This is a genomic window from Dyadobacter sp. CY347 (assembly GCF_021502655.1).
Lineage (GTDB): Bacteria > Bacteroidota > Bacteroidia > Cytophagales > Spirosomataceae > Dyadobacter.
The window spans coordinates 346,013-370,037 of record NZ_JAKFFT010000004.1; the positions used below are offsets into that span (position 1 = coordinate 346,013).

Annotated in this window: 15 protein-coding genes; 8 read left to right on the forward strand and 7 right to left on the reverse strand. The window is 46.6% G+C overall.

All coding sequences use genetic code 11. The features are described 5' to 3' along the window. Positions 1-42 precede the first annotated feature (42 nt). The 5 genes from L0659_RS09565 to ppk1 all read left to right on the forward strand — a co-directional run bounded on the left by L0659_RS09565 (position 43) and on the right by ppk1 (position 12,446). Positions 43-3,216: a PVC-type heme-binding CxxCH protein gene (locus tag L0659_RS09565; RefSeq protein WP_235125695.1), complete on the forward strand. Its 3,174-nt coding sequence runs from the start codon at positions 43-45 to the stop codon at positions 3,214-3,216. 211 nt (positions 3,217-3,427) lie between these two features. After that, positions 3,428-5,980 carry a beta-galactosidase gene (locus L0659_RS09570; RefSeq protein WP_235125697.1) on the forward strand — a complete coding sequence of 851 codons (2,553 nt, stop codon included), beginning with the start codon at positions 3,428-3,430 and terminating at the stop codon, positions 5,978-5,980. 204 nt (positions 5,981-6,184) lie between these two features. Beyond that, positions 6,185-7,885 carry a hypothetical protein gene (locus tag L0659_RS09575; protein WP_235125698.1) on the forward strand — a complete coding sequence of 567 codons (1,701 nt, stop codon included), beginning with the start codon at positions 6,185-6,187 and terminating at the stop codon, positions 7,883-7,885. Positions 7,886-8,002: 117 nt separating this feature from the next. Continuing rightward, the gene (gene gyrB, locus L0659_RS09580; RefSeq protein ID WP_235125699.1) at positions 8,003-9,958 is read left to right on the forward strand and encodes a DNA topoisomerase (ATP-hydrolyzing) subunit B; all 1,956 of its coding nucleotides are present in this window, start codon (positions 8,003-8,005) and stop codon (positions 9,956-9,958) included. Positions 9,959-10,127: 169 nt separating this feature from the next. Beyond that, entirely contained in the window at positions 10,128-12,446 is a 2,319-nt protein-coding gene (gene ppk1 / locus L0659_RS09585; protein ID WP_235125700.1) for a polyphosphate kinase 1, read from the forward strand. Here ppk1 and L0659_RS09590 read toward each other — a convergent pair whose 3' ends face one another. Genes L0659_RS09590 through L0659_RS09600 form a run of 3 tightly spaced genes read right to left on the reverse strand, consistent with a single transcriptional unit; the run spans position 12,447 to position 16,943 of the window. Continuing rightward, positions 12,447-14,921, reverse strand: a complete 2,475-nt coding sequence (locus tag L0659_RS09590) for a bifunctional UDP-N-acetylmuramoyl-tripeptide:D-alanyl-D-alanine ligase/alanine racemase (RefSeq protein ID WP_235125701.1) — start codon at positions 14,919-14,921, stop codon at positions 12,447-12,449. It lies immediately after the preceding gene. A 36-nt stretch (positions 14,922-14,957) separates the two neighbouring features. Then, on the reverse strand, positions 14,958-16,085 hold the full coding sequence (gene corA, locus L0659_RS09595; RefSeq protein ID WP_235125702.1) for a magnesium/cobalt transporter CorA: 1,128 nt from the start codon (positions 16,083-16,085) through the stop codon (positions 14,958-14,960). A 6-nt stretch (positions 16,086-16,091) separates the two neighbouring features. Continuing rightward, positions 16,092-16,943: a universal stress protein gene (locus L0659_RS09600; RefSeq protein ID WP_235125703.1), complete on the reverse strand. Its 852-nt coding sequence runs from the start codon at positions 16,941-16,943 to the stop codon at positions 16,092-16,094. A 352-nt stretch (positions 16,944-17,295) separates the two neighbouring features. Between L0659_RS09600 and L0659_RS09605 the strand changes: the two genes are divergently transcribed. Further along, positions 17,296-18,696 (forward strand): dicarboxylate/amino acid:cation symporter, encoded by a 1,401-nt coding sequence (locus L0659_RS09605; RefSeq protein ID WP_235125705.1) that lies wholly within the window; start codon positions 17,296-17,298, stop codon positions 18,694-18,696. Between the two features lie 24 nt (positions 18,697-18,720). Continuing rightward, positions 18,721-19,074 carry an ArsC family reductase gene (locus L0659_RS09610; protein ID WP_235125706.1) on the forward strand — a complete coding sequence of 118 codons (354 nt, stop codon included), beginning with the start codon at positions 18,721-18,723 and terminating at the stop codon, positions 19,072-19,074. Here the strand turns inward: L0659_RS09610 and L0659_RS09615 are convergent. Beyond that, positions 19,071-20,294 carry a THUMP-like domain-containing protein gene (locus L0659_RS09615; RefSeq protein ID WP_235125708.1) on the reverse strand — a complete coding sequence of 408 codons (1,224 nt, stop codon included), beginning with the start codon at positions 20,292-20,294 and terminating at the stop codon, positions 19,071-19,073. The two genes, L0659_RS09610 and L0659_RS09615, sit on opposite strands and share 4 nt — an antisense overlap. A gap of 237 nt (positions 20,295-20,531) precedes the next feature. Between L0659_RS09615 and acs the strand changes: the two genes are divergently transcribed. Beyond that, a complete protein-coding gene (gene acs, locus L0659_RS09620) occupies positions 20,532-22,421 on the forward strand; it encodes an acetate--CoA ligase (protein WP_235125709.1) in 1,890 nt (629 codons plus the stop codon). 75 nt (positions 22,422-22,496) lie between these two features. On the opposite strand, the gene L0659_RS09625 is transcribed toward acs, so the two are convergent. From L0659_RS09625 to L0659_RS09635, 3 genes are read right to left on the reverse strand one after another with little or no spacing between them, the layout of a single operon-like run. Further along, entirely contained in the window at positions 22,497-22,652 is a 156-nt protein-coding gene (locus tag L0659_RS09625; protein ID WP_235125711.1) for a FeoB-associated Cys-rich membrane protein, read from the reverse strand. Between the two features lie 20 nt (positions 22,653-22,672). Next, positions 22,673-23,206: a YfiT family bacillithiol transferase gene (locus L0659_RS09630; protein ID WP_235125713.1), complete on the reverse strand. Its 534-nt coding sequence runs from the start codon at positions 23,204-23,206 to the stop codon at positions 22,673-22,675. A gap of 23 nt (positions 23,207-23,229) precedes the next feature. Next, positions 23,230-24,021, reverse strand: a complete 792-nt coding sequence (locus L0659_RS09635; RefSeq protein WP_235125715.1) for an inositol monophosphatase family protein — start codon at positions 24,019-24,021, stop codon at positions 23,230-23,232. Between the last annotated feature and the right edge of the window lie 4 nt (positions 24,022-24,025).

The following is a 24,025-nucleotide window of genomic DNA, read 5'->3' on the forward strand; positions in this document are numbered from 1 at the left end:
AATAAAAGATCCTAAATCCCCACTTAAAGTTTATCAACCGAAATGTCTAAACCCAAAAAAATCAGTATCTACACATCGCTCATTGTGTTCGGACTGATCATTATCGCATTCAGTGCTTTCAAATTCAATCGATCCGCATCATTAACCATCAAAAAAGGCTCCCGCATCGTGCTGCTGGGGAACAATTTGGGTTCGCGGATGATGAATTACGACAACTTCGAAACCGAATTGCAGGTGCGCTATCCCGAGGAGATGCTTTACATCCGCAACATGTGCGACGGCGGCGACACCCCTGGTTTCAGGCCGCATGCAAGCCGTAACCTGCCGTGGGCGTTTCCGGGAGCTGAGAAATTCCAGACTGAACTGGCCAACCCTTCGCAAAGTGAAGGACACCTCGACACGCCGGACCAGTGGCTGACGCGCCTGAAAACGGATGTGATCATTGCATTCTTTGGTTATAATGAGTCGTTTCAGGGAAAGGAAGGGCTTGAAAATTACAAGGCCGAACTGGACGCATTTATCAAACATACATTAAGCCAAAAATACAACGGAGCCGCGGCGCCACAACTGGCTATCGTTTCGCCCATCGCCTTCGAAGATCTTTCCGCCAAATTTGACCTTCCCAATGGTAAAAAGGAAAATGAAAACCTGGCGCTGTATGCAAATGGCATGAAAGAGATTGCGGCAAAAAACAATGTGCTTTTTGTGGACGCATTTAATCCTTCAAAACAATGGTATGCCGATAGTAAAGAAGATTTAACCATTGACGGCTCGCAATTGAATGAGGCCGGTTATAAAAAGCTGGGCGTTCTGCTTGCAGACCAGGTTTTTGGCAAAGCCCCACCAAAAGCAGAAACAAACCGGAAGCTGGTTAAGGATGCTGTGGACGAAAAAAACTGGATGTGGCACAACGACTTCAAAATCCCCAACGGCGTTCACGTTTATGGCCGTCGTTACAATCCTTTCGGTCCTGATAATTATCCTGCTGAAATCGAGAAAATCCGCGAAATGACCGATATTCGGGATAAAGCCATTTGGATGGCGGCGTCAAAAGGCCAGAAAACGGACCTTGCAGCGGCAGATAAAAACACAAAACCACTGCCTCCCGTCAAGACGAATTTCAACCCTGAAAAGAACGGAAGCCTTGAATATTTGTATGGAAAGGATGCGCTGGCCAAGCTGAAAGTGCCGGAAGGTTATAAAATCGAGCTTTTTGCTTCGGAAGAGGAATTCCCCGATCTCGCAAAGCCTATGCAAATGTCATTTGACAACAAAGGCCGCCTGTGGATCGCAACCATGCCGAGTTACCCGCATTATAAGCCGGGAGATTCCAAACCGAACGACAAGATCATTATCCTGGAAGATACCAATGGTGACGGAAAGGCGGATAAGCAAACCGTTTTCGCGGATAAGCTGCATTTACCACTCGGATTCGAAATCGCTCCCGAAGGCGTTTACGTTTCGCAGGGAACGAACTTGAAATTATTCACAGATACGAATGGTGATGACAAAGCAGATAAAAGCGAAATCCTGCTGAGCGGATTCGACGACCACGACACGCACCACAACAGCCACGCATTCACGGTGGACCCTTCGGGCGCTATTTATTCAGGCGAAGGCGTGTTTTTGCATACCAATGTTGAAACTTCTTACGGGCCGGTGAGGGCAACGAATGGTGGGTTTTACAGATACGCACCACAACTCAGGAAACTGGAACGAACTGCGCAGCTTTCGATCCCTAACCCCTGGGGAATTGCATTTGATGACTGGGGACAGCCATTTTTTGCTGAAACGTCCAGTCCGGACGTGCGCTGGATGATGCCGGGCTCTATTTTGCCCCGCTATGGAGAAGCCAATCATAAATCGGTTCAGCTGATCGAAGAAAAACACAGGGTAAGGCCTACTTCCGGACTAGAATTCGTTTCCAGCCGCCACTTCCCGGACGAGTTGCAGGGCGACTTCCTCATCAACAACACTATTGGTTTTCTTGGAACAAAAGAGCATACATTAAAGGATGACGGCACAGGCTACAAAAGCACGCACCGGATGGACCTCATTGTGAGCGAAGACCGCAACTTCCGGCCTGTGGACATGGAATTTGCGCCAGACGGCTCTCTTTATCTGATCGACTGGCACAATATCCTGATCGGTCACATGCAGCACAACGCCCGCGATCCCTTGCGCGATCACTCGCACGGCCGCGTTTATCGTGTTACGTATCCTTCGCGGCCATTGGTAACGCCTGCAAAAGTGGACGGGGCAAGCATTGATGTGCTCTTGGAAAACCTGAAATTACCTGAATACCGCACGCGTTACAGGACCAGACGCGAATTGAGAGGCCGCAATGCTTCGGAAGTGCTGCCGAAAATCACTAAATGGGTTGCAGGACTCGACAAAAATGACCCAGGATATGAGCATCATTTGTTAGAGGCGCTTTGGGTAACCTGGGGACTGAATAAAGTGGACCAAAAGTTGTTGAAGCAGGTTTTGAAAGCAAAAGATTACCACGCGCGTGCCGCAGCTGTACAAGTGGTGCGTTACACAGGGCATCAGGTTCCCGATCAGGCAGAACTGCTGATGCAGGCCGCACGGGACGAAAACAGCCGGGTAAGGCTGGTTGCGATCGTGGCTGCTTCCTGGATTCCCAAAGAAAAAGGCCTTGCTGTGCTTGCAGAGGCGAAAAAGTTACCACTCGATGACTGGACGATCCACGCTTACGAAGGCGCTTTGGCGCATTTAAATGGCGTGAATATGAAACAGGAAAAACAGGAAGTCACGCAATCGGCACTGAAAGGCAAAGCGCTCGAATTGTATACATTGGGAAAAACCATTTATGCAAAAGAAGGATATTGCTCAACCTGCCACCAGCCTGACGGAAAAGGGCTTACGGCTTCCGGATTCCCGCCTTTAACAGGCAACAACTGGGTGCTCGGCAGTGACGAACGCCTTATCAAGCTGGTTTTGAAGGGATTACTCGGACCGATTGAGGTCAACGGACAGAAATATCCAGGGCAGGTGCCGATGACCCCGTTCGCCGGCTTGCTGAATGATGATGAGATGGCGGCGGTGCTTACTTATGTCCGGAATTCATTTGGAAACAAGGGCCCCGCAATCATGCCTGAAAAAGTAAAGCAGGTGAGGGCGGCAACGGAAAGCAAAAAGGATTTCTATTCTCCCGAACAATTGCTCAAAGAGCATCCGCTTGAAAAGATGTAAGTGGCATTTAACGATACTGAGAGGCTATTTTCCAGAAATGGGGAATAGCCTTTTTTTATGCACTAGTCTCTACACCGCTCATTCGCGGGCTAATCTTTATAGTATTATTTCATTTTTAATATTAAAAAAAGGATAAAAGACAGGTGCTATTTTGTAGAATTCTTTATATTTAAAATTCAAATAATTTGTAACTGGTAGTGATTTGAAAAAAATGAAAAAACGTGTATTCGTAAAATGGCAGATTAGTACGCTTTTCTTTTCCTTCTCCCTTTTTATCTCCCCGCTTGATTCGTCAGCACAGCAGCCCCGCTATTTCGCGGTTTCCATGGTCAATGAAAATGACAATGCATCTTTGCCGACCATCCAGGCGGCCAGGGACATTGGCTTTAATGCTGTGGCGCTAACCGTGCAATGGGGAACAATTGAGGGAAAGATTGCAAGAATCCTGAAAGCTGAGAACGGGGCTAATTACAATGTGTGGCAACAGTATGACGACCAGATTTCGCTGGCCACAAGTCTGGGGATGAAGATAGCGCTCAACATTGCGGTCAGCACCGGTGATGATGTCACCAACAGCATTTCCGACCGTTATGGTGTGGATACAGGTGATGGCTGGAAAAAAGAGGAGCGGATGCTGGTGGTCAATTATGATGGACAGGAAGCCGTTTTTCAAAAACAAGGTGGCCCTATACGGCCGAATATTAACCTGCAATTTGTGATGACCTCGCTGGCTGCACAATCCACGCGTGACCGCATTTCTGGATTTGCAACAAAGGTTATGCAGCGTTATAAATATTTGCAGGACCAGGGTAACTTGTTGTACGTGAATCTGATATATTCACGACAGGGTGAAGGCGAGTTTGATATGGGCTCTACGAAATATCATTATGAGCAGCAGCTGGATATGGTTAACGCGCTGACGGATTACTCGCAGCCCATGACCAACGCATACAGAAACTGGCTGAAAGGGAAATATGGACACATCGAATATCTGAATGCTGCCTGGGGGACCAATCATTCGTCATTTGATAACGTTTCACCGAAAAGGCCTTCCGGGTCCACATTCACCGGCCCGGACGGAACAGACTGGTTTGCATTCCGGACGCTGGTTTTGAAGGAGGCCAACAATTTGTTTAAAAATGCGGTTAAGGGCGTAAGTCCAGGCACAAAAGTGATCACACACCACGGGTCGGTTTACGACAAAATTTCCCGGTCGCGGGGCACACTTCAGTTCAATGAAATCGGTGCGGACCTGGATGGTATCAAGATTAATGATGAAGTGTATTACGACCACCGATTCGCAATAGATCTGGTGCGGTCAAACCTGCCGGGGAAACTCTACGTGAACGAAGCGGCATATGTGACGGGAATGGAATCGGTAGAAAGCATTACAACGGAAAGCTTTACACACGGCGCTCATGTGGTAACCATGTTTTATCTCGAAAATGCCTTGAAGTCCCCCAGTGCGGTTACTGCATTGAAAACGCTCGCTTCCAATTGGGTAACGAACAAGACTGTGATCAGTCCTGCACCCAGCAATTCAAACACATTCACATTGTCCAGCATGATCGACAGTGACGGTTGCCGTACCGTACGCGACACTTATTGGAACGATTGCGAGGCTTACATCAGATGGAGAAGCACCTTTGACAATGGCGGGGGACGTCCTATTAACTTCACCATGCAAAATGATGTGGTGAAGCCGGGCTGCTTTTATAAAGATTTATCACTCGCCGACAACGGGCAGCAGTCCGCCTCAATCATTCCGGATGGGAAATTTGTCCACTTAACAGACGCAAATTGCAAGCTGATCTCCACCGTTAAAGGCTCTGGCGGAAGCACCAACTTTACGGCGAAAGTCGACATTGACGCGCAAGTGAATTCACATGATGGGCAGCCTTACGTACAGCGCCATTTCAAACTGACTCCGGGCGGTACGAACCCTACCAATGCCAACATTACATTGTATGTCAGCCAGGAAGAACTTAGTGCTTTCAATGCAGTGAGTACGGTGAAGCTGCCACGGAACACAACAGATTCCGACAGATTCCGGGCGAATCTCAGGATCCTGCAATGGCATGGCGACATGAAACCCGGCGACCCGGATGTTACCATTGATCCGAACGACGATGACATTCAATGGGATGCAACACTTAACCTTTGGAGGATCAGATTTAATGTAGACGGCTTTTCAACATTCTACATCTCTGCACATAATGCGGCCCCATTGCCGGTAACGCTTGTGAATTTCAGTGGGAAAAGAGCGGAAAATGCGGTTTCGCTTCACTGGCAGACTTCCGAGGAAACCAACAGCGATCATTTCGAGATCGAGCACGGTCTGGACGGTAAGCAGTGGACAAAAATCGGAGAAGTGGACGCGTCGGCAGAAAGCAAGATTTTGAAAGATTACAATTTTACCCATTCATATCCGTCGAACGGCGAAAACCTGTATCGTCTGAAAATGGTGGATCAGGATAACACATTTGCCTATTCCCGGATCATTTCCGCTGGATTTGACAATGCTGAGAAACTAATGCTTTATCCGAATCCTGTCACTTCGGGCACCATTTTCCTGCAATATTCGGGCACTGCGCCCACAGTCACACTCACTGATATTACCGGAAGGGCTGTTCCGGTAACCACCGAAAAAACCAGCCCCGTCCAGTTGAATGTGCAGGCAAAAACCCGGTTAATGCCTGGTTTGTACATTCTGAGTGCGGATTACGGCACCAGGCAAGTCCGGTATAAAGTGGTTGTGAATTGATAACAGGAACCATTTGAAATCATTAGGAGCGGGCAACATGCCCGCTCTTTTTTGTGCTCCGCTCAACCGATTGCGACATTCGCCTGCCGGTAAAAAAGCAGATGAAATTTACGAATCCGGTTTTAATGGCTTAGTTTTGAATTGATAAATGCCGGGGTTTAAAAAAAATCAGGGCTACACAATTCAATTCACTTTCCGGTTATTATGAAGTCACGATTTCTCTCGGGTGTCGTTATATGCTTGGTTATTCTTGTATACTTATTTTACAATTTTTATTACTCCGTCAACTTTCCCTACCAGGACGATTTTCTACTAATCCAGTTTATTGAGGTTGTTTCCCAGGGAGGGCTTGGTTTTTCCGGACTGATCACAGAGCTTTTCCGCACATTCAACGACCATAAAGCGGTGGTGCCGAGGCTGATTGCCCTCATTGAATACACCATGACGGGCCAGCTTAACTTCCGCTTTTATATAGCCCTTGTTTCGATTAATGTAACATTCATTTTCTATTTCATTTATCTCCAATACAAGAAGACCAGGCTGCCGCTTTACTATTTCATTCCTGCCGCTTTTCTTTATTTCCAGCCACTTTATTACGATGTCTCAGGCTGGGCGCTGAACGGAATGCAGCATTCATTTTTGACCGCATTCACTGTCAGCGCCATTATACTGGCTTCCCGCCGCACCAATATGTCGCTTTACGGCGCGATGATCTGTTGTTTCCTTGCCACTTTTACGCACGGGAACGGCATTCTGTCATTTCCTGCAATCATATTTTACTTCCTGTGTTTCAAAGACTTCAAGCGGGCTATCATTACGGGCGGGTTTATGGTCCTATGCCTGGTGATTTATCTTGCAGGTTATGAATCTGGTCAGGCTGTTAGCTTGCCCAAGGACCTGGGTGTGTTTTTCTCGTCCCTTTTCGGATTTATTGGCTCTGCTATGTCACTGTGGGCGTTTCCCGAATTACTTTCGGCGATTTGGGGCGCTGTTATTGTTGCGTTTATGGTATACATTGTTTGGCGGGTTGCCGCGATATATTTCAATAAACCGGTCAACATTAAACCCGGTACGGCGGAGTTGCTCGCATTGTTCGCATTCATTTTTATAACGAGTCTGGTGATTGCGCTTTTCCGATCGTGGGCGGGCAGCACGATTGCGAGCCGGTTCCAGATCTATGCGTCGCTATCAACCGTGATGTTTTACATTCTGCTGCTGGATTACAGCTCATTCTTTCGGAGGAAAGCGGTTTTTTACAGCATTACGGCATTCAGTATCTTTTACTGCGTTTATTCCTATTATAAATTCACAGGCACGGTTGCCGTAAAAAGGACAACCTATCTGGCAGATGTGTACAACTGGAAAACAAACCGCAACATGTTTTCGGTTGAAAAGACCATCATTAGAAACGGCAGCTTCTATCTGATCCCGGGCTACGAAAAAGGATTTTTTCATTTACCAAAACCCATCGTCGAGCGCGATCAGCTGGATTCCATGTTCAATGCCAATGCTACGGCTGCACGAAATTACGCGCTTTACGTGGAGGACTGGGACATTGAAAGGGTTATCCGGGACGGCGTCGAACACCTTACTGCCTACTTCGTGGCAAGCAATGCGCTTCCCGAAAGAAAAGGACTTGCCGGCGACCGCTTTTTGGTTTTAAGAGACCAGAAAACAGGAGTCATACACCTGCTGAGCGCAAACCCGAAAATTGACGCCCGAAAGGAGATTGTTACCAAAATGCATTATTACAAAGCGGGTTTCAACACTTTCCTGAGGGAGGACGACCTTGTCCCCGGAACCTACGATATGGGGATTCTGGATGTTAGCAACAATGGTGAAAAGGTGTTTTACAAATTAGATAAATCCCTTTTTGCATCTGGCTCCGCATATAGCCTGAAATAGTATTTCTGATGTGCTCCCAATGTTTTTTCTACTAGGTTAGACGGTAAAAAAATCGTATCTTTACGGGCTTAAAAAGCCTGAAAACGGTTCTTTTTATCCAAGTGTAAAACAAACTATATGTCAAACGAAGCAGTGATTGAAGTAAATAGTTATTCAGCCGAAAACATCCAGGTTCTTGAAGGTTTAGAGGCCGTTCGTAAGCGTCCGGCCATGTATATTGGTGACACTGGTTTTAAGGGGGTTCACCATTTGATTTGGGAGGTTGTCGACAACTCCATTGATGAAGCGATGGCTGGCTATTGCGATACCATCAATGTGACGATTGAAAAAAATAATTCCATTACTGTTCAGGATAATGGCCGTGGTATTCCAACAGGAATGCATACAAAAGAGAAAAGATCCGCATTGGAGGTCGTATTGACGGTTCTTCACGCCGGTGGTAAGTTTGACAAAGATACATACAAGGTTTCCGGTGGTTTGCACGGTGTAGGGGTTTCCTGCGTAAATGCACTTTCTATTCATTTGAGAGCAGAGATCCACCGCGAAGGAAAAATATTTGAGCAAGAGTACAGCGAAGGCAAGCCGCTTTATCCGGTAAGGGTGATCGGTGACTCTGATAAAACAGGGACATTTATTCATTTCCTGCCTGATGCGACCATTTTCACAGTGACAGAATTCAAGTATGAAACCGTGGCGACGCGTCTCCGGGAATTATCCTATTTGAACAAAAGAATCCGGATTACACTGGAAGACAAACGTGAGGAAGATGAAGAAGGCAAATTCAGAGGCGAAGAGTTCTATTCCGAAATCGGTCTGAACGAATTTGTAACGTATCTGGATGCAACCCGTCAGCCCTTGATCCCTGCGCCAATCCACATGGAAACCCTGAAAGGAACTGTTCCGGTGGAAGTTGCAATGATGTACAACACGTCTTACAGCGAGAATGTATTTTCTTATGTAAACAACATTAATACCATTGAAGGAGGAACGCACGTTTCCGGTTTCAGGGCGGCGCTGACAAGAACATTGAAAAATTACGCTGAGAAATCAGGGGTTCTTGCCAAAGAAAAAATTGAGATCAGTGGGGACGACTTCCGGGAAGGCTTAACAGCCGTGATCTCGATCAAAGTTCAGGAGCCTCAGTTCGAGGGCCAGACTAAAACAAAGCTTGGAAACTCTGAGGTAACCGGCGTAGTAAGCCAGGTTGTTTCGGAAATGCTTGACACGTATCTGGACGAGCACCCGAAAGAAGCCAGGGTTATCATTGATAAAGTTATCCTTGCCGCCAAAGCACGTATTGCCGCCAAAAAAGCGCGTGAAATGGTGCAGCGGAAAAACATCCTGACAGGAACCGGCTTACCGGGTAAGCTGTCCGACTGTTCCGAAACCGATCCGAACGTTTGCGAATTGTATCTCGTCGAAGGGGACTCTGCGGGTGGAACTGCCAAACAAGGCCGTAACCGCGCATACCAAGCGATTCTTCCGCTTCGTGGTAAGATCCTGAACGTGGAAAAAGCGCAGGAGTATCGCATTTACGAAAACGAAGAGATCAAGAATATGTTCACCGCAATGGGTGTGCAGATCGGAAAAGACGGTGACGAAAGGGCTCTGAACATTGATAAGCTGCGTTACCACAAGATCGTGATCATGACGGATGCGGATATTGACGGTAGCCACATTCGTACATTGATCCTGACCTTCTTCTTCCGTTATATGAAGATCCTGATCGACCACGGCTACATTTACATTGCGCAGCCGCCGCTTTATCTGGTGAAAAAAGGACGTGAAGAGCGTTATTGCTGGACTGAGGCACAAAGGGAAGCTGCCATCCGCGAGATTGGCGCAGGCCGTGAAGAATCTGTTAACGTGCAGCGTTACAAAGGTTTAGGAGAAATGAATGCGGAACAGTTGTGGGAAACAACCATGAATCCCGATAAAAGAAGCCTTAAACAGGTTTCCATCGAGTCAGCCGCAGAAGCAGACCATTTATTTTCCATGCTGATGGGCGATGAAGTAGCTCCTAGGCGTGATTTTATTGAGAAAAATGCCAAATATGCACGCGTAGACGTGTAGCTTTTGACCCCGATAAGTTTTGGAAACGGATGGCTGTCAATCGCAGCCATCCGTTTCTGTTTTTTGGACTAAAATTTAACAGAAAGTTCATGTAGCGAGAAACATTAGATTCTTAGATTCGTTGAATTTTTAATTGCCATTTCAAACACAACCCTTAAAGAATTCAAATATGTCCGGCTCAACCGATCCCATATATAGCAATGGAAAAAAAGGCAGATTGAATAATCTGTTCGCTTTTTTTAAAAGTACCAAAGGCTCGGCCCTGCCCGAAGACCAGAAAATCATCAGCCCGCCCACAGAAAAGACCAATACGCTGGTTCAGCAAAGTGACCTGATCAGCCGGGATCTGAGCTGGCTGAAATTTAATGACCGCGTACTCGACCAGGCAACCAACGAAGAACGTAACCTTTTTGACCGGCTGAAATTTCTGGCGATTACATCTTCCAATCTGGACGAGTTTTTCACGATTCGCGTCGGGAGCTTGTACAATTATCTGGATTTTGGAAAAGAGCGGCTTGACTATTCCGGGCTGCGGGAAATCCCGTTCCGGAAAGTGCTGATGCGCGAGGCGCACGAATTTGTCAGAAAGCAGAACGATTGTTATAAAAATCAGCTCTTACCGCTTTTTGAGAAACATGGTTTCAAGATCATCAAACTGGACCAGGTCCATGACGATGAGAAAGCTGCTGTTGAAGAATATTTCGAGCGGACGGTTTATCCGATGTTGACGCCGATGCTTTTTGATTATACCCACGCATTCCCGGTTTTGCTCGCGAAAGTGCTTATTCTGGGTGTTATTACGCAAGTGAAAGGGACCGTTTCCGAGGAAGATAGAAAGCTTTCATTTGTGCAGTTGCCGCTAAACCTTCCTCGTTTTTATGTCATCGATCGCGAGGACGAGCTGCTGTTTTTGCCGATTGAGGACATTGTGAGAGAATACATTCACAAGCTTTACCGGAATGTGGACATCGTTTCCACCAATCTTTTCCGGATTATCCGCAACGGCGATTTTTCTCTGGAAGAAAGTGATGATGTAGAGTCGGATTTTATTGATGAGATCAAGCAAAAAATAAAAAGCCGGCGTTTGGGTCGCGTTGTGCAGGTTTCCATTGAGCACGATACCAATCCTGATTTGTTGAATTTGTTCAAAAAACGCTGGGAAATTGATGATTACAACATTTTCCCGATCGACGGATTTATCGATTACACATCATTCTGGGGCATAATCAAGCATCCTGAATTCAAGGACCAGATCCCGGCGATCCATCCGCCTGTGCCGCCGCTGGGGCTTGACAGAGAGCGTATTCCGGATATTTTCGAAGTAATGCGGGAGCGCGATATCCTGCTGCACCATCCTTACAACAACTTTGAGCCCGTTTTGCAACTTTTAGAACAGGCTGCTGAGGATCCCAAAGTTTTGTCTATCAAGCTGACTATTTACAGATTAGCCAAAAATTCAAGGGTTACAGAAGCATTGTTGCACGCGGCGGAAAATGGCAAGCACGTTGCCGTTTTGTTTGAGGTTAAGGCGCGGTTTGATGAAGAGAATAACATTCGGGAAGCGCAACGATTGCAGAAAGCGGGTTGCTTTGTCATTTATGGCATTGGTTTACTCAAAACCCATACAAAACTGCTGTTAATCGTTCGTAATGAGGGAAATCGCGTATTGCGTTACGCGCATTTGTCGAGCGGGAATTACAATGAGGACACGTCCCGGCTTTACACGGATACAGGTTTATTGACCTCCAATGAGAAATACACGGAAGATATTTCTGAATTTTTCAATGTCATTACCGGGCATTCTATTCCATCAGAATATCAAAATCTGATTACTGCGCCGCGTTATATGCGTGATAAATTGGTAGAGCTGATCCAGCAGGAGGCTAAGAATGCGCAGGCAGGTTTGAAAAGCGGCATTTGTATTAAAATCAATTCACTGGAAGACAGGACAACCATTCTTGAACTTTACAAGGCGTCCGAAGCAGGCGTTCCGATCAAGCTCATCGTGCGTGGAATGTGCTGCTTACGTCCGCAAAGGGTTGGATTGAGTGAAAATATCACGGTAAGATCCTTAGTAGGCGACTTTTTGGAACATTCAAGGATATTTTACTTCCATCAGAATGGCGATCCGGTGGTTTACGGCGGAAGCGCGGATGCTATGGTGCGGAGTTTTGACAAACGCATTGAATCCCTTTTCAAACTCGTGGACCCGCGCGTGCGCCAGGAAGCGATCCACATTTTGTATTATAGTTTGCACGACAATGTGAATGCTTATGAAATGCAGGAAGACGGCAATTATATCAAATGCGAAATAGCCGAAGGAACCGAGCCTTTGAACGTGCATGAAGCATTCTATACGGTCACGCTTGACCAGGTTATGGCCACACATCTGTTTGAAGATGAGCCTGTTCGCCCAGCCAGCCCGGAAATTTCCGAAGCATTATCATCCGAGGAGTTAACCGAAACCCCGGACGAAACGCAGGTTTAGTTATTCTTTATAAAAAACTCTTTTAACACGGTCCCCGATTCCTGTCAGGATTTCATACGGGATCGTGTTTATTTGTTTAGAGAGTTCAAAAATCGGCATTTCTCTTCCGAAAATAATTACTTCATCGCCTTCATTTACGGTCGCTCCTGTGACGTCGATCATTGTCATATCCATGCAAATGTTGCCGATTGTAGGGCATAGCGTGCCATTTACCCACACTTTACCGGCGCCATTTCCAAGTCCACGGTCATAACCATCCGCATAGCCAATGGCCAGCGTCGCAATGGCGGCGTCGTGATCCAGATGCCCGCGCCGGCTGTAACCGACCGTTTCACCTGCGGATAGATATTTGATTTGCGAAACCACCGTTTTCAATGTGCCTACGGACTGTAATGCCTGCTGCTCCTGCCCGGTTGCCTCTACGCCATAAAGCCCGATGCCCAAACGCACCATATCCAGCTTATAATCCGGAAAACGAACAATTCCCGCAGAATTCAGAATGTGCTTAATGGCGTTATATCCCAGTGCGGCTTCAATTTGCTGTGCGCCTTCCAGGAAAAGCTCGAACTGTTGTTTTGAAAAAGCATTGTGAACACCTTCATCAGCGCCGACAAGATGTGAAAAAATAGAGGCGACTTTCATGTGCGGATTGGCCTTTAACATTTCAATCAGCCATTCCAGATCATCTTTAACAAAGCCCAATCGATGCATGCCTGTGTCAAGCTTTAAATGCATAGCCGGAATTTCCGCAGTGAATTTGTTTTTATTTACAAATGCGATCCACTCGGTAAAGATGCGCTGGCTGTAAATTTCAGGTTCGAGCCTGTATTGCAGAAGCAGATCAAATGCTTGTGAAGTTGCATTCATGACCATAATCGGCAACGTAATGCCGCTTTGCCTTAATGCCACACCTTCGTCGGCATAGGCAACGCCCAGGTAATCCACGCGGTGAAATTGCAGGAGCGAAGCCACTTCGGAACTGCCGGTTCCATACGCAAATGCCTTCACCATCGCCATGATCTTTGTCTGCGCCCCGACTTTTGATCTGTAAAAATTCAAATTATGGGATAATGCATCCAGATTGATCTCTAAAACCGTCCCGTGCGCTTTTTGCTGCAACCGCTGAACGATCTTTTCAAATGAGAACGGCCTGGCTCCTTTGATCAGTACAAGGCTGTCAGACAAAGAGTTGAATGGAAATTCATGCAGGAATGTTGTGGTGTCGGTGAAGAAATTGGTCACCTTCATATCAAATAATGCTGCCTGGCTTTCAATTTCTGGTCCTATGCCGATGAGCTGGTCGATTGCCTTTTCTTTAAGGAGCTTGGCAACTGTTTTATAAAGCTCAACGGGCGTTTGTCCGGTCTGTAAAACGTCCGAAAGAATGACGGTTTTCTTCTGACGCTGTTCCTGTTGTGCAAGAAAGTTGAGCGCCATAGAAAGTCCCTGTAAATCATTGTTATAGGCATCATCAATAATGTAATTGTGATTAATGCCTTCTTTCAGTTCCAAACGCATGGAAACTGGTTTCAGCAGCCGGATGCCTTCCTGGATTGTGGCATTTGAAAACCCAAAATCAAGCAAAAAGACAATGCAATGCGTGAGATTTTCCAGAGATGCTTCATCTGTGAATGTGGTTTCAAATTTGTGGTTACCAAATTTTCCGGATAGCGAAATGGCCGTTTTAAGCTTTTCTTTTTGATACGAAATTGTGATATCTGCCCCGGATGAAGGTTTACCCCAGCTTATGGTCTGTAAAAATGAATTGACAGGTTTTAATATAAGGTTGATCTCCTCGTCAAGCTCCGTATAGTCTTTGCGGTAAATGAGTTTTTTGACTTTCGTAAAAAGGCGGAGCTTTTCGGTAATCTTTTGCTTTCGGCTTTTAAACCCATCATCATGAGCAGGCCCGATATTGGTAAAAATGCCGATCGTTGGCTGCATGACCGGTTGCAGATATTCCATTTCGTGCGCACGTGAAATGCCCGCTTCGAAAATGCCCAGCGTATGTTGTTTTTCAATGTTCCAAACGGATAACGGAACGCCGATCTGTGAGTTATAACTTTTCGGACTTGCCACAATGGTCGCCTGCGGAGAAGCGAGCTGTACGAGCCATTCCTTTACAATGGTTTTGCCGTTACTGCCTGCTATGCCCACAACAGGAAGATTGAAATTTCGCCTTTTTTCCGCCACCAGCGACTGCAACGCGCGAATGCTTGATGGCACGATCCAAATTGTGGCATCATTCCAAACCGCCGTTTCCCACCGCAATGATTCCGAATACGCAGCTTCTTCCACCACAAATTCCCGCACACCGCTCGCATACAACGCCGGCAAAAACTGGTGACCGTCGTGGCGGTCGCCTTTGATCGCGAAAAATATGCTTTGGCCGGGAAATGAGATCTGGCGACTGTCCGTGAGCAGGTAGGCGGCGTCGGTGGTGATTGTTTGAAAGCTGTTTGCGGTAATGTTCATTCCAATGCGATTTTCAGGCCACAAAGGTATCAAACCTTACATCCATTTCTTGGATTTGAAATAAAATATCAGCCCGGTGGTGACCGCGATCATCACGCCCCAAACATAATAATAACCGTTATGCGCCCTCAGTTCGGGCATATTTTCGAAGTTCATGCCGTAAACACCCACTATAAATGTCAGCGGCATAAACACGGCAGAGAAGATAGTCAATGTTTTCATTACCGAATTCATCCGGTTGCTGATCGTGGATAAATGCACGTCTGCAAGGCTGGCGACGAGTTCGCGGTAGGAATCAATGGTGTCCAAAACCTGCATGACATGGTCGTAAAGGTCCCGCAAGTAAGGAATTGTGTCTTTGCTGATCAGCGGGTTGTCTTCGCGTATCAGTTGGTTGATCATATCGCGCAACGGCCATATGACCCTTCTGGCCATTGTGAGCTCCCGTTTGAGCGAGTAAAGGTCTTTAAGCGACAACTCGTCCGTGCCCCGGATTACCTGGTCTTCCACCGTATCCAGGCTGTCGCCCAGCTTTTCCAGCACGATGAAATAGTTGTCAATCACAATGTCCATCAATGCAAACATCAGATAATCAGCGCCGTTCCTGCGCGTTTTACCTACGGAAGCCTGCAATCTGTCCAGCACAGGAGAAAAAATGTCATTGCTCAGTTCTTCCTGAAAAGACACCAGGTAATTTTCCCCCAATACGAAACTGACATGTTCCGAAGATATACAAATAGGCGATTCCGAGTCTATATGCAGCATTTTCAATGTCAGGAACAAATGGCCGCTGTCGTATATTTCGAGTTTAGGCTTGTGTTCCGTGTTCACCACATCTTCCAGCAGGAGCGGGTGCAGCTTATATAGCTTGCCAAGCTTGGCGATCAATGCAGTTTCGTGAATGCCGTCCACGTCGAGCCAGGTAACCGCTTTTTCATTGGTTGTTTCCGGGCTGCATTCCAGCAGGGATTTTACTTGCTCATCCCTGAAAACCTGATCATTATATACAATTTTCCTGATCTTGGTCTTTAACTCAACATCAGGGCCAATGTAAGTGAGCGTGCCGGGCGAGGTAAGCAGATTTTTCTTATACCGCTTTGCCTTCCTGTCGCGTGAAACCAGGTTTGCAGGCTGAAACCCCCTAATATTCTCTGCCTTTTCCAATGTTGTTTATTTGAGGTGAAAAACGAGCAACGGCACGTGTGTATCGATGATCAGCTTGCGGGTCACGCTCGGGTTGATCAAAAACTCTTCAATAAAAGACCGCTCCCGCGCAGACATAATGAGCAGATCTGCACCCACTTCATCGCAATAATCCTCAATGCCGTCCAGGACATGCCGGGCTTCGCGGAACACGATCGCGTCCTCTGCAATGGTGAAGTTGGATTTAATTTCGTCGATATACTGGCTGTCTGCCTGAATGTTCGGCTGTGAATCCGATTGAATTTTTAATAATGTGAGGTTCGCGCCAAGATGGTTCATTAATACATAAACTTCACGCAAAATATCCGTCTCATCATATTCAAACTGAGTGGCATACACAACCTTCTGGAATTTTTTAGGTGTGCTTTGCGGCGGTATCACGAGCACCGGGCAGTTGGAATTTAAACCAATGCTCGTGGCCGAGCTGCCGATCAGCTTGTCCAGAAACCCGCCTGTGCCAGTCCTTCCTATCACGACGAGATTGGGGTTATGGGCTTCAATGGCTTCCTCAACAGAAGACTGAACGCTGCCAATCGCCCAGATAGCCTCGGCCTGATAACCTTCGGCAATCACATCATCCACGTATTTTTCGAGCTTTTTCTGAAATTCCACTTCCAGCTCGCTGCTTAACGAAAGGAAATCGGAGCCATCGATGCCGGGAAGCACATTGCCCGGGGTAATGTTAACGTCCGCTATATAAGGCTGGTAGGCGTGCAGGACCAGCAATTTTGTCACTTCTTTTTCAGCAATGATTTTTGCCGCAGCCAATGCATGCTCCGCATTTTCAGAAAAGTCAATCGGGATAAGGATCTTGTTCATTGTCAGGGCCTGTTTTAAATTGTAATGATGTAATTTCCGAACATATCAAATTTACTGACTCAAACCAAGGAATTACGCTGCTTTTAAAACAAAGATAATCTATGGGCCAATGTGCAATTGTTTCCGGCACGCAGACATGGCATTTCAAATTTTCCTGACTGTTTCAAAAATCTCCCAAACCAACAATTATTTCAGAAAGTGAGTCTTGTTTAGTACAATCATTAAATAATATTGTCCAATACATATTTTTTATTTCGTACAAAGCATTAAATGCGACTGTTGAGATAGTTGGGCTTAAATTGATTTTTTATATGTTTACCGTCGAAAAGAATTCCTCATTCCAATTTCCCGTATGAAGAGCAAAATTACCATCATCAACATTGTCCTTGTTACCATTGCTGCAATAGCCACCGTGCTGGATGCATACGATATCATCTCCTTATCTGCCACTGTTTTACTAAGCCTGCGCTGGGCTGCTCTCGCCGGGCTGATCATATTTGCCATATTAAAAAAGAACCTGACGACTTCCATCCTGATCTCCATGCTCGTTGGAACGGAGATCGGTTATGATTTTCCTAAAATGGGCACGGAGCTGCATTTCTTGCGGCAGATCTTTCTGCAAATGATCAAAACAGTGATCGCACCTTTGCTTTTTGCCACGCTGGTAACAGGGATTGCAGGACATTCCGATTTGAAACAAGTCGGCAGAATGGGCTGGAAATCATTGCTTTACTTTGAGGTTGTAACCACATTCGCATTGCTTATCGGGCTGTTTTTTGCCAACTGGTTCAAGCCCGGCGTGGGCATTATTCCACCCGAAACATTGAATGCAACATTGCCGAAAGTGGCTGAACAAACCTGGCAGGACATTGTTTTACATTCATTTCCTGAGAACATTGCCAAGTCCATTTATCACGGGGAAGTGCTTCAAATCGTTGTTTTCAGCGTTTTGTTCGGGATAAGCCTTGCTTTGCTGCCTACTGTTAAAAAAGAGAAATTCGTTCACGGCGTGGAATTGCTTGCCGAGGTCATGTTCAAGCTTACGAAGATCATCATGCTTTTCGCGCCGATCGGGGTGGGTGCTGCTATTGCTGAAACCGTAGGGCACATGGGAATTGACGTGCTGAGGAATCTGGCGTTGCTGCTTGCAACACTATACTGCGCATTGATCGTCTTTGTTCTGATTGTTTTTATTCCAATTGCATTGATCGCAAGAATTCCTGTTATCAAATTCGCCAAAGCTATTTTTGAGCCGGTTTCTATTGCATTTGCAACCACAAGCTCGGAGTCCGCATTGCCGAAGGCGATGGAGAAAATGGAGAAATTCGGTGTTCCGCGGCAGATCGTTTCGTTCGTCATGCCCACCGGTTATAGTTTCAATCTCGATGGTTCAACATTGTATTTGGCATTGGCGACGGTTTTTGTAGCCCAGGCTACCGGAACGGAAATGTCTATCGGACAGCAGCTTACAATGGTTTTATTACTGATGCTGACCAGCAAGGGCGTTGCCGGAATTCCAAGGGCGACATTGGTGATCCTCCTTGGAGCAATTGCCAACTTTGGCATGCCGGAATGGCCCGTGCTGCTGATCATGGGCATTGACGAGCTGATGGATATGGCGCGGACTTCGGTGAATGTGACAGGAAACTGCCTGGCCACTGCTGTTATAGCACGCTGGGAAGGAGAATTGGATGATCAGAAAATGCACAATTCCGATCTCATTACGGACGAGCCGGTCATTACAGAGGTTTAGATTTATATTGGTTAATTCATTTTTATGTTGACGGTTTACGGAATCCCTAATTGCGATACAGTTAAAAAAACGCGCACCTGGCTTGAAAAACACCACATTGAATATGTTTTTCACAATTACAAAACAGAAGGCATCAGCAATGACAAGATCAAGGTCTGGTTCAAAACGCTTCCCTGGGAAAAAGTGGTGAATAAGGCCAGCACAACCTGGAAAGGGCTTTCAGACGAAGAAAAAACATTGATTACCAACGAAAAATCAGCCGCAAAACTGATGATGGCCCACACATCGGTCATCAAAAGACCGCTGATCGAAGACGAGTCGGGCAAGGCAGTGGCGATTGGGTTTTCGGAAAAGGAATATGAAGAGAAATTCCTTTAATCCGGTTTTACGGTAACAATGATCCCCTTGATTTTATTAGAGAATGTGGTGGCGAAGAGATAATATTTGCCACCATCTTTCAGCTTCCACTTCTTCCTTAATTCTTCACTTTTGGCAGGGAAGTTACGAACGGTCAGGTGGGCCTTATCCCCTTCAATGTACTGCGAGATTTCACGAATGTCCGGCTTGCAAATCGCGATCACTTCAAAAGTGCGGCCCGGAAAATCGGTCCTAAGTTCCTGCGACGTATACAATTGACTGTGTATGGATAATTTAGACAAGGAATAAGCATGGCATACTGTGCGGAATGCGCCTGCTTTGAGAATAGCAGCATGCGGTTCGTATAAATATTTCAATGGTCGGGCATACTCAACGCTGGTTAACCGCTCAGACTCACGGGTCAGATCCAACTTGCTGATCACTTCACCCGAGGCCTTTATAATGCGCACCTTAATGTCAAACAGGTCGGATATCCAGTCTTTTGTCAGCACAAAAAGTAATTCTTTGCATTCGCCTTCATAACCGATGACGTGCACTTCTTTGAGGTTAACAAGTGTTTTGGCAGCGAGGTCAATGTCAAGGAGCGGGGAAGTTTTAAGCAAAATATTGGGCGAACTTTCGAATAATACCGGCAGATTTTCGACAATGTCCGGTGTGCAATCCGAAAGCAGCACAACTTTTTCCTGTTTGGCATTGCGTCTGGCCGGATCGGCATAGATCCAGTCGGCACAGGCAGGCTCGTGTTTAAGCTTTTCTATGGAATCCTGTGCATATACTCTAATGTTGGAAGCCCCGAGTTGCTTGAAATTAAATTTGGCTGTCTCGGCAACATTGGGCTGCTCCTCAAAATACTGCACATAGTCGAAATTTTGGTGCATATAATAGCAATCCACACCCATTCCGCCCGTAACGTCGATGAGATCTTCACCAGACATTAATGTTGCCTTGTACCGCGCCGTTGCTTCTGATGAGCATTGTTCAACCGACAGGGCGGGAGGGAAGATCAATTTGGGGTTTGCAGACCATTCGGGCAATTTCTTCAAGGCCTTTTGCCTGGATTGGATTTGCGTGCCTAATTTCTTGATATCAATGTCTTTGAAATGTTTTGCCCGCAGCATGAGCTGGCTCACATCATCCCGCATATGTGCCTGTATGAATTCAATTTCTGCTTCTGTGAAAACGGTTTCATCTGCAATGCCTCGTGATGTGATTTTATTCATGTGTATGTGATCGTTTATATTTTAGTGTCTCGAAAATACGTCTTTTTGAACGTCTGTCACAAGCATTGCAGAATCTTGAAAAACCTGCTTGTCTACATTCACCGGCTGGGCATTGATTATCAGCGTGATGCATATTCCGGGCTATTTTTTCTGCATGATAATCAGTAGGACTAACCAAATGAAAATTATAAATTGTCCCCCTATATCCCTTAATCCTAAGTCTAACCTTTATTTATCATGAGAATTAAGACCTTTGAAGCGTATCAGGCTGCCTACAAACAAAGTGTAGAAGATCCCGAAGGTTTCTGGGCAGAAGTAGCCCAACAGTTTCAATGGCGCAAACCATGGAAAAAAGTCCTGAGCTGGGACTTTAATGAAGCGAATATAAAGTGGTTTGAAGGCGGAGAGCTCAACATTACCGAGAATGCACTGGACAGGCATCTGGCCGAGCGCGGCGATCAGCCAGCCATTATCTGGGAATCAAATGACCCGGAAGATAAATCCGTAACCATTACTTACCGTGTTCTATACGACCGTGTTTGCCGGTTTGCCAATGTCCTGAAAAAGCATGGCGTGAAAAAGGGCGACCGTGTATGCATATATCTGCCCATGGTGCCCGAGCTGACCGTGGCCGTGCTGGCTTGCGCACGCATAGGAGCGATCCATTCGGTTGTTTTCGGCGGTTTTTCAGCCAAATCTATTGCCGACCGCATCAATGATGCCGAGTGTAATATGGTCATCACTTCCGACGGCGCTTTCCGCGGATCGAAGGTGATCCCGATGAAAGAAACGGTTGATGCCGCATTGGATCAATGTCATACTGTGAAGCACGTGATCGTGATGACGCGCACGCGGACACCGGTTTCCATGCTGAAAGGCAGGGATTTATGGTGGGAAGAGGAAGTGAAACACGTGGATTCGGTATGCCCTGCCGAGCCTATGGATGCAGAGGACACATTGTTTATCCTTTACACTTCGGGTTCCACGGGTAAGCCAAAGGGAGTTGTGCACACCTGCGGTGGTTACATGGTTTATACGACCTATACTTTTGCCAACGTGTTCCAATATGAGCCGGGCGAGATCCATTTCTGTACGGCAGACATTGGCTGGATCACAGGTCATAGTTACATTGTTTACGGTCCGCTTTGCTATGGGGCCACTTCGGTGATCTTCGAAGGCGTTCCGACTTATCCGGATGCAGGCCGTTTCTGGGAAATTGTTGCAAAGCATAAGGTTAACATTCTTTATACAGCACCAACGGCGATCCGTTCGCTGATGAGTTTTGGTTTGGATTTTGTTAAAAAGCACGATCTTTCTTCTTTAACTAAATTGGGCTCAGTAGGGGAGCCGATCAATGAAGAGGCGTGGCATTGGTTTAAAACCAACATTGGCCATGACCACTGTCCGTTGGTAGACACCTGGTGGCAGACGGAAACAGGCGGTATCATGATTTCCCCGCTGGCCGGCATCACGCCTGAAAAACCAACCTTTGCAACATTGCCTCTACCGGGCATTCAGCCGGTTTTGGTGGATGAAAATGGCAAGGAATTGGAAGGAAATGGGGTTAGCGGCAATTTGTGTGTCAAATTCCCATGGCCGGGCATTGTCCGAACCACATACGGCGACCACGAACGTGCGAAACAAACCTATTTTTCAGCCTATCCGGGCATGTATTTCACGGGAGACGGATGTTTGCGCGATGAAGATGGTTATTACCGGATTACTGGCCGCGTTGATGATGTATTGAATGTTTCGGGGCACAGGATTGGCACAGCAGAAGTTGAAAATGCCATTAATATGCATTTAGGCGTGGTTGAATCGGCGGTGGTGGGTTATGCGCATGACATTAAAGGACAGGGTATTTACGCTTATGTAATCGCTGAAAGCGAGCCCGACGATCCCGAAATGTTCAAAAAAGACATTGCAGCCACCGTTTCCCGGATCATTGGCCCTATTGCCAAACCCGACAAAGTTCAGTTCGTTACCGGATTGCCAAAGACGCGCTCAGGAAAAATCATGAGAAGAATTTTGAGAAAAATATCAGAAGGTGATGTGAACAACCTTGGCGACACGTCCACATTGCTGGACCCGGCGGTTGTTGAGGATATTAAGAAGGGAGCGTTGTAAAATAATGTTGCTGATAAAATAAAACGGGAAGCTCCAAAAGGGGCTTCCCGTTTTATTATGTCCTGCTAATGTATGTCAAAGATTTTTGGCAGCCATCGCCTTATCCGTCGCGCAACCACATCCTTTTGCACATCCGCCGCCATTGCGGTTGTCGAATGCTTTCCAGACGCGCCAGCCCATGAAACCAACTGCCACGAGGAAAAGGATAAATATGATGATCTGTTGTCCCATGTTTTAATAACAGCCGGTTTTTACCAATTGTTCCTGGCAGCGAGCTGAAATGCATGCTGATAATGGTGTTCGCTATGCCATGCATAATTCGCGATTACTTCGTCGAGGCGGAAAACGCGGCCGGTTGCGGGATGCGTATAAGTTCTGGCCAGGTCATTTTCATCCATTGAATTCAGCAAAAGCACCCAGCGCAAATGAATGTAACGAAGCAGCTGAATGGACAATTCAACCTGCGCCATTTTTGCGTCAGGAAGCTCAGCCCAGAGTTGCTCTTCATAAGGCTTTATGACAGGATTATCCTCGGTCATGGCAAGCCTGCAACGCACGTAAGCATTCATATGGCTGTCTGCAACGTGGTGAACGAGCTGTCTTACCGTCCAGCCATCTGGGCGGTAAGGCGTATTATATTTATCATCATCCCAACCTCCGAGAAGGTTGATAAATTTTGATGGTAATGCACTGATGATCTGAATGTTTGACTTAACCTCTGCGGGCGTGTAAAAGTCCTGAAACTGAAATTTGCCAATCGGGTATTTAAGCTGCTCTATGTCCATGGCTTATGTAATGAAACTAGTTGTCAAAAATTTTCTCTGATCACTTCCACAAGTTCCTTGTGTCCGCCTGCGGCGGCTATGATGTCGCCTCCGAAGAGGTAATTGTCGCCTCCGTTGAAGTCGGTGACGGTTCCGCCTGCTTCTTTTATCATTAATACACCCGCTGCCATGTCCCAGGAATTGAGGTTGTATTCGTAAAAACCGTCAAATCTTCCTGCTGCTACGTAAGCAAGGTCCACTGCTGCCGCGCCCATTCTGCGGATGCCGTGCGTTCTTTGCATGAGCAGTTCCAGAATGTACATATAACGCTTTTGCTTCTCGAATTTGTAATAAGGAAAGCCCGTCGCGATCAGGCTGTCGGCCAGCGATTCAACATTGGAAACCTTCATAGGCTTGCCGTTGCACCATGCGCCACCGCCTTGCCACGCGTAAAACATTTCATTCAGGCTGGGCTCGTGGATTACGCCGACAAGCAGTTCCTTTCCTCTCGCCAGTCCTACGCTGACGCAGTAAACAGGGATTCCATGGATAAAATTGGTCGTTCCGTCCAGCGGGTCAATGATCCAGTTCAATGCGGTCGGATCGGGTTCCTGGCCTGTTGTGCCTTCTTCGGTGATGAAACTTGCTTCCGGAAGTAAGGTGCTTAATTTGGCTACCAGCAGCTTTTCAGCTTCCTTATCGACATAGGAAACCAGGTTGTTCAAGTCTTTGTATTCAATTTTGTCCCGTGAAAACAAGGCCGCTTCCTGCTGAATGAAGGAGGAGGCTTGTCTTACGATTTCTATCGTTTGTTGCGTGAGCTGTTCGAGATTCATTACT